This window comes from Pseudomonas sp. MAFF 730105 (assembly GCF_055380705.1).
The window spans coordinates 40,724-54,319 of record NZ_AP018438.1 but is presented as its reverse complement, the minus strand read 5'-3'; the positions used below and the strand labels follow the sequence as shown (position 1 = coordinate 54,319).

Genomic DNA, 13,596 nt, shown 5'->3' with positions numbered 1-13,596 from the left:
ACAGAAACTCGGTGTCAGCCGAAGAACCAGTAGCAGACCCCGATGGCCCCCAGCACTCCGGCCAGCTCCGCCAGCAACGCACAGCCCACCGCATGCCGCGCCCGCTGGATGCCCACGGCCCCGAAGTACACCGCCAGCACATAGAACGTGGTCTCGGTGCTGCCCTGGACCGTCGCCGCCACCAGGGCGGGAAAACTGTCCACGCCGGACGTCTTCATGGTTTCGATCAGCATTGCCCGGGCGGCGCTGCCGGAGAACGGCTTGACCATGGCCGTCGGCAAGGCATCGACGAAGCGCGTGTCCCAGCCGGCCCACTGCACCAGGTGCCGGAGACCGTCCAGACCGAAATCCAGGGCACCCGAAGCCCGTAGTACACCCACCGCGCACAGCATCGCCACCAGGTAGGGCAGCAGGCTCTTGGCAACGTCGAACCCTTCCTTGGCACCCTCGACGAATGCTTCGTACACCTTGACCTTGCGCAGGGCGCCCACCACCAGGAACAGCATGATCAGGCCGAACAGCGTCAGATTGCCGAGAATCGAAGACAAGCCCGCCAGGGCCGTGGCCGAGAGCGTTGCCAGCAACGCCATGAAACCGCCCAGCGCCAGCGCACCGGGGATCAGGTAAGCCAGCACCACCGGATCCCAAAGGCGCAGGCGCTGCATGAACGCCACCGACAGCAATCCCACCAGGGTCGAACAACTGGTGGCGAGCAGGATCGGCAGGAACACCAGGGTCGGGTCCGGCGCGCCTTGCTGGGCGCGGTACATGAAGATCGTCACCGGCAGCAGCGTCAGCGACGAGGCATTGAGCACCAGGAACAGGATCTGCGCGTTACTGGCGATGGTCGGGCTGGGGTTCAGGTCCTGCAGGGCGCGCATGGCCTTCAGGCCGATGGGGGTAGCGGCGTTGTCCAGGCCCAGGCCGTTGGCGGCGAAGTTGAGGGTGATCAGGCCAATGGCCGGGTGGCCCGGCGGCACTTCCGGCATCAGGCGCAGGAACAGCGGGCCGAGGGCCTTGGCCAGCCAGTCGACGATGCCGGCCTTTTCGGCGATCCGCAGGAATCCGAGCCACAGGGTCAAGGTACCGAACAGCAGGACCATCACCTCCACCGACAGCTTGGCCATGGCGAAGATGCTTTCCACCATCGCCGCAAAGATGCCGGCGTTGCCACCCACCAGCCACTGCATCAGCGCCGAGACGGCCGCCACGATAAAGAAGCCAAGCCACAGGCCATTGAGCATCAGTTAAATCCCCCGGAAGATGCCGCGAATGATAGCGGGGCTGGCAGAAACGACAAACCCCGGATTTCTCCGGGGTTCAGACAGGTTACACAGCGCATTCCCTGTGGGAGCAAAGCTTGCTCGCGATCAGCGCAAGGTCTGCTGGCTCAATGAGGCTGACAGATCGCTATCGCGAGCAAGCTTTGCTCCCACAGGTATTTTTGCTCTCACCAACACTTCGGATCAGCGACTGGAAGGCTCGCCGGCCGGCAGCGGTTCCTTGCTGCGCCAGTGCGGCAGGGAATTCCAGTAGCGCTGGCCCTTGGCGTCATCGTACATGCCTTCCCAGCGAGAGATGACCAGCACGGCCAGGGCGTTACCGATCACGTTCAATGCGGTACGGGCCATGTCCATGACACGGTCGACACCGGCGATGAAGGCCAGGCCTTCCAGCGGGATACCGACACTGCCCAGGGTCGCCAGCAATACCACGAAGGACACGCCCGGCACGCCGGCGATGCCTTTGGAGGTGACCATCAACGTCAGCACCAGCAGCAATTGCTGGCTGATGGACAGATCGATGCCGTACAGCTGGGCGATGAAAATCGCCGCGATGCTCTGGTACAGCGTCGAACCGTCGAGGTTGAACGAGTAACCGGTCGGCACCACGAAGCTGCAGATGGCTTTCGGAGCCCCGTAGGCTTCCATCTTCTCGATCACACGCGGCAACACGGTTTCGGAGCTGGCGGTGGAGTAGGCCAGTACCAGTTCGTCCTTGAAGATGCGCATCAGCTTGATCACCGAGAAGCCGAACAGGCGGGCGATCAGCCCCAGCACCACGAAAGCGAAGAAGGCAATGGCGACATAAACCAGGATCACCAGTTTCGCCAGCGGCAGCAGAGAGGCGAAACCGAAGTTGGCGACCGTCACCGCGATCAGTGCGAAAACACCGATCGGGGCGTACTGCATGATCATGTGGGTGACCTTGAACATGCTTTCGGACACGCCCTGGAACATCTTCACCAGCGGCTCGCGCAGGTCCGATTGCAGGCTGGAAAGACCCAGGCCGAACAGTACGGAGAAGAAAATGATCGGCAGCATCTCGCCACGAGTCAGCGCCGCGAAGATGTTCGACGGGATCAGATTGAGAATGGTCTGGACGAAGGCATGCTCATGCTGCACTTCGGCGGCGGTGGCCTGGTACTTGGAAATATCCACCGTGCCCAGGGTGCTCATGTCGATGCCGCTGCCCGGATGGAAGAAGTTGGCCAGCAGCAGACCGACGACAATGGCGATGGTGGTGACGATTTCAAAGTAGAGGATCGTCTTGAGGCCGATCCGCCCGAGCTTCTTCGCGTCACCGACCCCGGCGATGCCGACGATCAGCGAGGAAATCACGATCGGGATCACGATCATCTTGATCAGACGGATGAAGATATCGCCCGCCGGTTGCAGCACGTTGCTGATCCACCAGGCCTTCTCGGCACTGAAGTGGTTGAGCAGCGCGCCCAGTGCAATACCGAGCACGAGACCGATGAGGATCTGCCAGGCGAGGCTTAATTTTGCCTTCTTCATATCGTTACCCTTACTTCGATTGGACTCGGACAGAAGCAAATCGAACCACCCATGGTGATACGAATCGTGCTCCTGCCCCCGTATAAGGTCACCCCGAGCGCGCGCTGGCGGCTTACTGGCGGGCGAAAAAAGGCGCAACTATTGCGATGCGAGGGGGGCACGTCTAATGCCGTAAACGCCTACCCTATGCCGAATCGGCATGAGATTTTCAAAATAAAACCCGCATCCCAAGCGGTTCGAATGCGACATTTCAGCAGGCATAAATGCCGTGAAGCGGCGGTTTCAGCGTAGCCGGGCTTTATTTCATCTGTCGGGAAAACCGATAAAACGGATACCCACGGACGAGCCGAGGGCAACGGCGAGAGCTGGAAAGCTCTCCGATATACGGTCAGACGTCAGGGAAAAGAGAGAGGTGACGGGACAAAATGCCGCATAGGATGGGCAGTTGTGAAGCGCGAATAACCAGCCGCTCTGGAACAGGCTTCTTGCCCGTTAAGCTCTACGCAGGTTCGCCAAGCCGTCTCGATTTCGCGAACCTGCATCGCAGCTTTTTTCCTGACCCGGCCCTTTCGCAGGCACCCCTTGTGCCCGTAGGTCACTCCGACCCTGAACGGTCAGAACGTCCCGGCCCCCTGGTCATGCATCGGCCCTCCTCGGGCTGTGCAGGGGAAAAGCAAGGCTGCTTTTCCCGTTATCCAGAACTTAGTACCAGTTGGGATCTTTTTTGAGTTGTTCCATTAACAGTTCTTGCATACCTTCATCGGGATTGCCGAGGAAGCGGTAGTTGGCATGACGACTTGGCGACTTGTCGGCAGGCAACCCGGCAGGTACCTCCACCAGCAAGGCGTAGGCCTTGTCCTTGTCGAAACTGAAAGCCACGAACAAACGCTCATTGCGGCACGTCGCCTGGGTTTCACACAGCGGCCCTACGAGATATTTGTCGCCGTCTTCCTCGACAGCATTCATCTGTTCCGAATCGCCTGACAGATTCATTACCCATTCCGGCAGGCGCTCTTCTTTCTTGACGACGTGCTGCCAGGTTTCACGGTATTGCGTGTCAGCCTCAAGCAGTTGATTGACCCGCATCTGTCCGTCATTGGCAGCCATTGCCATGGCACTGCCGCCCAGTAGCAGGGCGGCGGCCAGTCCTTTTAATGCAGCGTTCATGGTCAGCCTCGGCCGCGACGACCAAAGAAGAAGGAGGCAATGAACATCACCAGGAACACGACAAAGAGAATCTTGGCGATGCCCGTGGCGGTGCCGGCGATACCACCGAAGCCCAGGACTGCAGCGATGATGGCAATGATCAGGAAGGTAATTGCCCAGCTCAACATGGTGATTCTCCTTACGCTTTTCTATTTAGTTAGGGACTGCTTGGAATGGTTCCGGACGCGTCGGACGCACGGTCACCGGGTTAAAACACCCAGCGTTCCTGGCGGGGAAGGTCGGTGATCGGCTGAGCCTGATCCACATCCATCATCCGCATCGAGGAGGATGCTTCCGAGACGCTGCTGACGGCACTGAAGTGGGTTTGAGGAGCGCGATGAATCGACACCGGCGCCGGCTCGGGCTGCTGGCTGTAGTGCCAGAGGAGCAGTTGCTGGCCCACCACGAGGGTCACCAGCAATGCCAGAACGGCCCACAACCCCTGCTGAATGTGCAGGGAGGTGATGGGTAATCGGGCGGCACGTTGCAAATTCATCCTGGAATTCCTCCCCACCCCGGGTGGTGATCTGGTTGAGGCGCTCTAACGCCACGATGACTAGACCATTGCAGACGGCATGCCAGAAATTTATCGAGAAAAACTCCTTTATAATCAGGTAGTTACATCTGATATGCAAAAACTCTAAAGCGCATCCTGCACGATGGCCTTGAACGCAGTCGTGCGTATTGCACGACTGAAGGGGAGAAAGGTGATCGGATTCTTTTTGAATTGCCGACCGTGAACAGCGGTCGGAATGGGCAGGTCCGGTCACTCATCCCGGACGAATTGAAAAAAATATACGCAAATCAGGTCGTTAGGACGCCACAGCTCACCACGACGCTTTCTATAGGTAATATTCGCTCAGAATCGACCATGCAACTTGCCCGATTTTTCTGACACTAACCAACATCATTCATTAAAGGAGCGTAGGAAAAATGGAATCAGCCACCGAGCATCAAGGCCGCATTCTGCTGGTAGACGATGAGTCCGCCATCCTGCGTACGTTCCGCTATTGCCTGGAAGACGAAGGCTATACCGTCGCCACCGCCAACAGCGCCGCCCAGGCCGATACCTTGTTGCAGCGCCAGGTATTCGACCTGTGCTTTCTCGACCTTCGCCTGGGTGAAGACAACGGCCTCGATGTGCTGGCCCAGATGCGCATTCAGGCACCGTGGATGCGCGTGGTGATCGTCACCGCCCACTCGGCGGTCGACACTGCGGTGGACGCGATCCAGGCCGGTGCCGCCGACTATCTGGTCAAGCCATGCAGCCCGGACCAGTTGCGCCTGGCGACCGCCAAGCAACTGGAGGTCCGCCAGTTGTCGGCAAGGCTGGAGGCGCTGGAAGGCGAGATACGCAAACCCAAGGACGGCCTCGACTCCCATAGTCCGGCGATGAAAGTGGTGCTGGAAACCGCCCGTCAAGTGGCCAGCACCGATGCCAATATCCTGATTCTGGGTGAGTCCGGTACCGGTAAGGGAGAACTGGCCCGGGCGATTCATGGCTGGAGCAAACGCGCGAAAAAATCCTGCGTCACCATCAATTGCCCGTCGCTGACGACTGAGCTGATGGAAAGTGAACTGTTCGGTCACAGCCGTGGCGCATTCACCGGCGCCAGCGAGAGCACCCTGGGGCGGGTCAGCCAGGCGGACGGCGGAACGCTGTTTCTCGATGAGATCGGCGATTTTCCCCTCACACTGCAACCGAAATTGTTGCGTTTCATCCAGGACAAGGAATACGAACGGGTCGGCGATCCGGTCACCCGCCGGGCGGATGTGCGCATCCTTGCAGCGACCAACCTGAACCTTGAAGACATGGTCCGCGACGGACGTTTTCGGGAGGACCTGCTGTACCGGTTGAATGTCATTACCCTGCATTTGCCGCCGCTGCGCGAGCGCACCGAAGACATCCTGACCCTGGCGGACCGCTTCCTGGCCCGCTTCGTCAAGGAATATGCCCGTCCGGCGCGAGGATTCAGCGATGAGGCCCGTGAAGCGCTGCTAGGCTATCGCTGGCCGGGCAACATCCGGGAGCTACGTAACGTGGTGGAGCGCGCCAGCATCATCTGTCCCCAGGAAAAAGTTGAGATCAGTCACTTGGGCATGGCCGAGCAACCGGTCAACAACGCACCGCGCATCGGCGCCGCGCTGAGCCTGGATGAACTGGAAAAGGCCCACATCGGTGCCGTGCTGGCCACGGCCGATACGCTGGACCAGGCGGCCAAGACCCTGGGCATCGATGCCTCCACGCTGTATCGCAAACGCAAGCAATACAACCTGTGAGCGGTACCTTATGAAACTGGCGATGAAGCTGCGCACTCGACTGTTTCTCAGTATCTCGGCCCTGATAACAGTGGCTTTGCTGGGATTGCTGCTTGGCTTGGTCAGTGTGATGCAGATGGCCAACACCCAGGAACAATCGGTGCGCGACAACTTCATCCTGCTGGACCTGGGTCTCAAGCTGCGCCAGACCCTGGGCGACCAGTTGATGATCATGCTCGATGACAAACCTGACCTGGCCGCGCTCGAAGACTCCAAGCGGCAATATTTCAGCCTTCTGGAGGAGGGCATCGCCCACGAGCAGAGCCTGAAGGAGCCAACCGCGAATTTCACCCAGGCCAAGGCCGACTACCTTGAATTCCTTGAAGCCTTTACAGACTCGCGTGAACAGACATCCCAGCTCACGGGTATCCAGAACCTCACTGAGAAATTCAATGTACTGCGCAACGGGCTGATCGAAGGCTATCGGCACGCCTTGAACAACATCAGCGAAACCCAGACCCGCGCCCGTGACCGGGCATTGCTGATTTCCGGTCTGCTGGGCCTGGTGGGAGTGGCGGTGCTGGTCATCGGATTCATCACGGCCCATGGCATCGCCCGGCGTTTCGGGACCCCGATCGAAGCGCTGGTTTCGGCGGCGGACGACATTGGCCAGGGCAACTTCGAAGTGACGCTGCCGGTTTCCTCTGCCCCTGAACTGAACCTGCTGACCCGTCGTTTCGGAATCATGGCCCAGGCACTGCGTGAGCATCAGGCCACCAATGTCGATGAGTTGTTGGCCGGCCAGCAGCGCCTGCAAGCGGTACTCGATAGCATCGACGATGGCTTGTTGATGATCGACCGCCAGGGCCGGCTGGAGCACCTGAACCCGGTCGCCCAACGACAACTGGGCTGGGACGAGGAGCGCCTGGGACAGGGATTGGGCGAGGCGCTTGGACGCCCTGAGCTGGATGAGGAATTGCACCTGGTGCTACGCGGCGGAACGCTGGAGCGGGCACCAGATGATCTGAGTATCGAGGTCGATGGCGAATCCCGATTGTTGACCTACAGCCTCACGCCCGTCAGCCACACCCAGGGGCATATTCTCGGGGCGGTGATGGTGTTGCACGACGTCACCGAACAGCGCGCCTTCGAACGGGTACGCAGTGAGTTCGTGCTGCGGGCTTCCCACGAGCTGCGTACACCGGTGACCGGTATGCACATGGCGTTCGGCCTGCTGCGCGAGCGCGTCCATTTCCCTGAAGAATCCCGCGAGGCGGACCTGCTCGACACCGTCAATGAAGAAATGCAGCGGTTGATGCAGCTCATCAATGACCTGCTGAACTTCTCTCGCTACCAGAACGGTTTGCAAAAGCTGACCTTGGCTCCTTGCTCCATCGAAGACCTGCTGGAAGCGGCCCGCCTGCGATTTGCCACCCAGGCCCAAGCCAAGGGCATCGAGTTGCTCGTGGCGATCCAGGGCCCGCTGCCGCGCCTGCACGCCGACGCGGCGCAGCTGGAGCGGGTGCTGGATAACCTGATCGACAATGCCATGCGTCACACCGGCGACCACGGCCAGATCCGCCTGCAGGGCCGGCGCCATGGCGAGCGGGTGATTATCAGCGTCGAAGACAACGGCGAAGGCATTGCTTATGGTCAACAGGGGCGGATCTTCGAACCGTTCGTCCAGGTCGGACGCAAGAAAGGTGGCGCAGGCCTCGGGCTGGCGCTGTGCAAGGAGATCGTTCAGCTCCATGGCGGGCGCATGGGTGTCTACTCAAGGCCAGGACAGGGCACCCAGTTCTACATGGCGCTGACGGTTTGAGGCCGTTCGCGTCTAAGCCTCATCGTCCAGCCGCCGTCCGAGCCGTCGTCGGCCGCGGGTAATCAGCTCAATGAGCTGCACGGCACTGAGGGCATGGGCAAACAGCCAACCCTGGCCGAACGTTACGCCTTCGCTACACAGGTATGACGCCTGGGCCTCGTGTTCTATCCCTTCGGCAATCACCTTCAGCTCCAACGCGTGGGCCATGCGAATGATGTGCGGGGCCACGCCGCTGCTGGCGGCATCGTGGCCGAGGGCATCGATAAAGGCCTTGTCGATTTTCAGGCAATCCACCGGCAGGGTTTGCAGGTAAGCCAGGCTGCAATAGCCGGTGCCGAAGTCATCGATCAGCACCTGATGGCCCACATCACGCAGCGATTGCAGGTTATCCCTGGCAACCAGCACATCGATCAGCCCACGCTCCGTCACTTCAAAGGCAATCTGCCGCGCCGAGACCCGATGCCGCGCCAGCAAGCCGGCGATCACTTCGCCGATGCGTGGCACCATCACGTCGCATGCCGCCAGGTTCACCGAAATATAGAGCTGCGGATTGGCCCGCAACAGCTGACCCAACTGGTCGAACAGCCGGTGCAAGACGAAGTCGGTGATCTGGCGGATCTGCCCGGTATCTTCCGCCATCGGGATGAACAGATCCGGACTGGTCAGGGTGCCGTCCGGTCGTCGCCAGCGCAACAAGGCTTCAGCACCGACACAATTGCGGTTGCGCAGGTCGAAAATCGGCTGATACAGCACCTGGAACTCACCCCGCCGGATGGCCCCATGCAGCTCGACATCCATGGATTGACGCTGGCGTGCCAGGAGAAACACCAGGAAACCGATCGCCAGGCCCAATATCAGGCTGGTGGGCAGCATCCACCAGGCGTTGGCTGGAATATGAAACCCGTTGCGCTGGGCAATCAGCACCAACTGATACTCCGGACTGTCGGTCTGCATGCGATAGATCAGACGGGTGGCTGTCACTTGCAGGGCATTGCGGTTTTTCGGCGGCCAAGGCTCGGTGGGCGGCCAATATTGGTCGGTACCCAGCACGGGAACGGCACGCTCGCCATGGTCCAGGACCACCAGCAGGCTGCTGCCGGGCGGCAGGTCTACCACGTCAGTCAGGTGTCCCCTGGAGGTGGCGACCCGAAAGTTACCGCGCCCCAGCATTAATACAGCGCGGTTTTCGTCGGGCTCGGTGGTGGTGTTGAGCCAATAACTGTAGGTCGGCCCCCGTAAGTCGGGCGCACGAGCGACTGATAATCCGCTCTGGCGCGGACGGCTGGAGCAGGCACCGCGACCGTCGACATACACCGCCTCGTAGACGAAGCGGTAATTGAAGCTGACCTGCTGCAAGGTCGCGACCATTTCCTCGTCGCATCCGCGCAGCGGTTGGTTTTGCAGGTCATCGAGGCTTTCGCGCAACTGCCCGAAAAGCTGTTCCAACCGTTGCAGGAAACGTTCACCCTGGGCGTTCATCTGGTCGCTTTCGCGCTGCTGGGTCTGTTGCATGACAACGAACAGGCTCCCCGCCAGCAACAGCGCCGTACTCAGTGCAGCCGCTACCGTCGCCAGGAAAAGAGGGCGATGCAGCCAGCTTTGCAGGGTTTCGCGGGCAGCCTTCATCGATTGATAATCCGAAAGTTACCAATGAGTTATAGCCGCTGATTTGGATTTAGCCTTTACCGTCGGACAGGCGTCATTATTTTGTCTGGTTGAGCACCTGCAGGATCGCTGCACTTTGCGCGTCCGGCGTACCGTCGAACCGGGTCGGTCGATAACGCATCTGGAAGGCAGCCAGCACATGGTGGGTGGCCACGTCCCATTCGCCGGTCCGGGGCGTCGGGTAGCCGAGGCGGGCCAACTCGGTCTGGAACCAGGTGGCGCTCGGCAGCTGCGTCAGGAAGAAGGCCTGCTGGCGCGCCACGGCCTGTTCGTCCGGCCAGACGCCCAGGCCTGCTTCCGCCAGGCGCTTCCACGGGAACAACGGCCCCGGATCAAGTTTGCGCAGGGGGGCGATATCGCTGTGTCCGATGATGTTGATCGGGTTGATCGCGTTGCGCCGGGTGATGTCCTTGAGCAACGCGATCAGGGACTGGATCTGGGCTTCGCTGTAGGGGTACCAGAGACGCCCGGTGGGGCTGTCGACATAGCCCGGATTGACGATCTCGATGCCGATGGAGCTGGAGTTGAGCCAGGTCCGCCCCTGCCATTCGCTTTCCCCGGCGTGCCAGGCGCGCCGGCTTTCATCCACCAGCTTGTAGATCGTCGCGTCCTTGTCGTCGCCGATCAGGTAATGGGCGCTGACCTCGCCATGGGTCAATAGCGCGAGGGACCGCTCCAGGGAAGCCGAGGTGTAATGCACCACGACGAACTGGATGCGGCTGTCCTGATTGACCGACGGATGGCTGGTATCAAGCCGTGGAACGCTGGCACAACCGGCCAGGGTCAGTAAAAAGACAATGATCGAGACAATTTTCATGGCGCACATGCGTCTACGGATGACGAATAATGCAACAGTGTAACGTATCACTGTGCAAGGATCCGGCTTGCCTTCCGATTTAAACAAAATGGAACAATTGACCTCAGCCCAGCTCCACTCGGTTACGCCCCGCAGATTTTGCCCGATAAAGCGCCTGATCGGCTCTTTTAAGCACCAGATCGCTGTATTCGCCTGCTTTGAATGCGGTCATGCCCACGGATACGGTAATCGTCACCGGCTCACCCTTGAAGTGAAACGGACAGGCTTCGATGGCTGCCCGTAGGCCTTCAACCAGCTTGGCACCTGACGCCAGGGGGTATCGGGCACCAGCAAGACAAACTCCTCGCCGCCAAAACGAGCGATGAAGTCGCTGCCCCGCAGACGTTTGCGCAACACGGTGGCGATAATCTTCAACACCCGATCACCCGCCAGGTGACCGTAGTTGTCATTGATCCGCTTGAAATGATCGAGGTCGAGCATCGCCAGCAGCAAGCTGTTGCCGTGTCGCTGCCACTGGGTGACCTCGTGTTCAAGCCGCTCGGTCCAGGCAGCGCGGTTGGGCAACCCGGTGAGCGGGTCAATCAATGCCTTTTGTCGCTGCTCTTCAAGGTTTTCACGCACGACCTGGGCTTCCTGCTCCATCACCGCGACGCGCTCGGCCAAGCTCTTGAGGCGGCTGGCAACCTCTTGCTCGCGCTGGTCACGCTGCTTCTGGTGCTGGTCCATGGTACCGAGCAGGCCTTCCAGATGGTTCTCCAGCACCTGCTTGAGTCCCTCCAGGTCGTCGGCTTCCTGCATGCTGCTTTGCAGACCATCGACCTGCTCACGAATCTGGGTGTCCATTTCCCTGGAAGCCGAGAGGTTGTCGGCGTGGCCTTCACTGGCCGCGCGCAAGCTGCTCTGGAACGACTCCAACCGATCATTGAGGCGCTGCAGATACGCCTCGAACTCATGCTGGCCACTGTCGGTGATGGCCAACATGAGCGTCGCGAAGTCGTCGAGAATCGGCAATAACTCGTACCAGTTCAAACCGTTTCGAAGACGTTCCCCCATGGCCTCGGCTTGAGGGCGATGCCGCTCAGGCAGGGTGAGGTCACCCAGCAGGCCCAGCAGGGTGTCTTCGATGTGCTTCGCCACCGAACTGTAGGAGGGCTCCGGGGAGTCGGGCAGGGCGTAATGGGCCTCATCCGGATCAACGGGCAACGGCTCGACGGTGGTCGGGGGCTCATCAGCTTCTGTGTCAGGGGACGGTGCTTCCTCCAGTACGGGTGATGGCGCCTCGGGCATCAGCTCATCGGGATTATCCAGCGCAGCCGCGGCAGCCGCGGGCTCCGTGACAGGGGTTGCTGGCCCAGCCGTTTTCTCTGGTTCGGGGGCCGACGGCGCGATGTCGGTGCCAGACTTCGGAACGGGGTCGAGGATTGGCGGAATGAAGGCAACCGGTTCGGGGGGCTCATCGACGGGCCGGGTCTGCTCCACGGTCGGCATGACGGGGGCAGCAACGGTTGTCGGCTGTATCGGCACGGGCGGGGGCGGGGGCGCTTCGGGCGAGGACGCCGGGGGTACAAGCACACCCTTGTCCGGAGCGGCCGCCTGCGACTGAGGGATCGTATCTTCGTGACCATGCCCCCCAAACAGCCGTTGCAGCAGGCCGGGACGACTCGCTTCGGCAGGCATCTCCAATGCATCCAGCGCCTTGCCCTGCAAGCTGCTCAACTCGCTGAGCAACAGGGGAATTTCCCGGGCCTGGTCGACACGTGCCTCCAGTTGTTTGGCAAACTTTTTCAGCGGCCGACGCACGTCTTTCGGCAGTGGCAGGGTCTGCAACTGAGCGACCAGCGCGGTCAATGCGGTGCTCATCTGTTCGACCCGGGTCTCGCGGCGCTGCTCGGAATCCAGCACGGCTTTTTCCAAGCGTGGCAACAGGGCGGCGAGGGCGGCATCCATGTCATCGGTGCGCACCACTTCGCGCATCTCTTTCATGCATTGATCAACGGCCCGGTCCGTGCCCTCGGCGGCCAGGGTGCTGCGCACCAGGCCACGGCGCAGCAAGTCGAGCCGGGCATCCCAGCGGCGCTCCAGCTTTTCCTGTTGCTCAATGCTCTTGAGGTACTTCTCTCTCCAGCGTTCGGCGTCGTCGCTCATTCATCGGGTCCGCAAGGGGCAGAACTCAGCGCAGGAAATGCGTCAGCCGTGAGCGAACCCGGTAGACGAATTTCGACTGCAACCGGCAGGTGATCGGAAATGGGCTGGGCCAGGACCTCGACACGCTCAAGGGTCAGGGTCGGGCTCAGCAGAATATGGTCCAGGCAGCGCTGGGGGCGCCAGCTGGGGAATGTCGCTTCGAGTTGGGGCGCGAGCAGGCCGAGGTCGCGCAGGGGCGACGTCTGCAACAGGTCGTTGGCGTGGGTGTTCATGTCGCCCATCAGCACCTGATGTTTATACCCACCGATCAATTCACGGATATAGGCCAGTTGCATCGTCCGGGTACGCGCCCCGAGGGCCAGGTGCATCATGACCACGACCAATGCCTCCGGACCTTCGCCGAAGCGCGCCAGGATCGCTCCGCGCCCCTTGGGGCCCGGCAGCGGATGGTCTTCGATCGCCCAGGGCCGCAGGCGACTCAACACACCATTGCTGTGCTGGGCGAGACGGCCGAGGTTGCGATTGAGTTGCTGATACCAGTAGGGGAACGCACCCAGTTGGGCCAGATACTCCACCTGGTTGACGTAACCTGACCTCAGGCTGCCGCCATCGACCTCTTGCAAGGCCACCAGGTCGAAATCCTTCAACAGGTCGCCGATTTTCTGCAGGTTACCGGCACGCCCGGGATGGGGCAGCAGATGCTGCCAACCCCGGGTCAGGTAATGTCGGTAGCGTTCGGTGCTGATACCCACCTGGATGTTGAAGCTGAGCAGCCGCAAGCGACTGTCGGCGGGCAGGCCAGTGGACGCGACATGATGCTCGTTGACCCGCGGCTCATGCAGGCCAACGATGCGTTCGGTGCTCCAGCGAGCCATGGCGTGGGC

Annotated in this window: 10 protein-coding genes and 1 pseudogene; 2 read left to right on the top strand and 9 right to left on the bottom strand. The window is 60.7% G+C overall.

From position 1 onward, the window contains the following. Positions 1–14: 14 nt before the first annotated feature. The 5 genes from PCOSP_RS00235 to PCOSP_RS00215 form a co-directional block, all read right to left on the bottom strand. Positions 15–1,244, bottom strand: coding sequence for a nucleoside recognition domain-containing protein (locus PCOSP_RS00235; protein ID WP_139641482.1), 1,230 nt, complete (start codon positions 1,242–1,244; stop codon positions 15–17). A gap of 222 nt (positions 1,245–1,466) precedes the next feature. Further along, positions 1,467–2,798, bottom strand: coding sequence for a glutamate/aspartate:proton symporter GltP (gene gltP / locus PCOSP_RS00230; protein ID WP_139641480.1), 1,332 nt, complete (start codon positions 2,796–2,798; stop codon positions 1,467–1,469). A gap of 702 nt (positions 2,799–3,500) precedes the next feature. Then, positions 3,501–3,965 carry an inhibitor of vertebrate lysozyme family protein gene (locus PCOSP_RS00225; protein WP_139641478.1) on the bottom strand — a complete coding sequence of 155 codons (465 nt, stop codon included), beginning with the start codon at positions 3,963–3,965 and terminating at the stop codon, positions 3,501–3,503. 2 nt (positions 3,966–3,967) lie between these two features. Beyond that, positions 3,968–4,132, bottom strand: coding sequence for a DUF1328 domain-containing protein (locus tag PCOSP_RS00220; RefSeq protein ID WP_003177151.1), 165 nt, complete (start codon positions 4,130–4,132; stop codon positions 3,968–3,970). An 80-nt stretch (positions 4,133–4,212) separates the two neighbouring features. Then, positions 4,213–4,500, bottom strand: coding sequence for a hypothetical protein (locus PCOSP_RS00215; RefSeq protein ID WP_139641476.1), 288 nt, complete (start codon positions 4,498–4,500; stop codon positions 4,213–4,215). Between the two features lie 437 nt (positions 4,501–4,937). On the opposite strand from PCOSP_RS00215, the gene algB reads away from it, so the two are divergent. Both algB and PCOSP_RS00205 read left to right on the top strand, forming a co-directional pair. Beyond that, positions 4,938–6,284, top strand: coding sequence for a sigma-54-dependent response regulator transcription factor AlgB (algB, locus tag PCOSP_RS00210; RefSeq protein ID WP_139641474.1), 1,347 nt, complete (start codon positions 4,938–4,940; stop codon positions 6,282–6,284). A gap of 10 nt (positions 6,285–6,294) precedes the next feature. After that, positions 6,295–8,085, top strand: a complete 1,791-nt coding sequence (locus PCOSP_RS00205; RefSeq protein ID WP_464710038.1) for an ATP-binding protein — start codon at positions 6,295–6,297, stop codon at positions 8,083–8,085. 12 nt (positions 8,086–8,097) lie between these two features. Here PCOSP_RS00205 and PCOSP_RS00200 read toward each other — a convergent pair whose 3' ends face one another. From PCOSP_RS00200 to PCOSP_RS00185, 4 genes and pseudogenes are all read right to left on the bottom strand, one after another. Further along, positions 8,098–9,711 (bottom strand): EAL domain-containing protein, encoded by a 1,614-nt coding sequence (locus tag PCOSP_RS00200; RefSeq protein WP_175362249.1) that lies wholly within the window; start codon positions 9,709–9,711, stop codon positions 8,098–8,100. A gap of 76 nt (positions 9,712–9,787) precedes the next feature. Further along, positions 9,788–10,567, bottom strand: a complete 780-nt coding sequence (locus PCOSP_RS00195; RefSeq protein WP_464710037.1) for an N-acetylmuramoyl-L-alanine amidase — start codon at positions 10,565–10,567, stop codon at positions 9,788–9,790. Between the two features lie 103 nt (positions 10,568–10,670). Beyond that, positions 10,671–12,712: pseudogene (locus tag PCOSP_RS00190) on the bottom strand (GGDEF domain-containing protein). Next, the gene (locus tag PCOSP_RS00185) at positions 12,709–13,587 is read right to left on the bottom strand and encodes an endonuclease/exonuclease/phosphatase family protein (protein WP_139641464.1); all 879 of its coding nucleotides are present in this window, start codon (positions 13,585–13,587) and stop codon (positions 12,709–12,711) included. The pseudogene PCOSP_RS00190 and the gene PCOSP_RS00185 overlap by 4 nt, the downstream one beginning before the upstream one ends. Between the last annotated feature and the right edge of the window lie 9 nt (positions 13,588–13,596).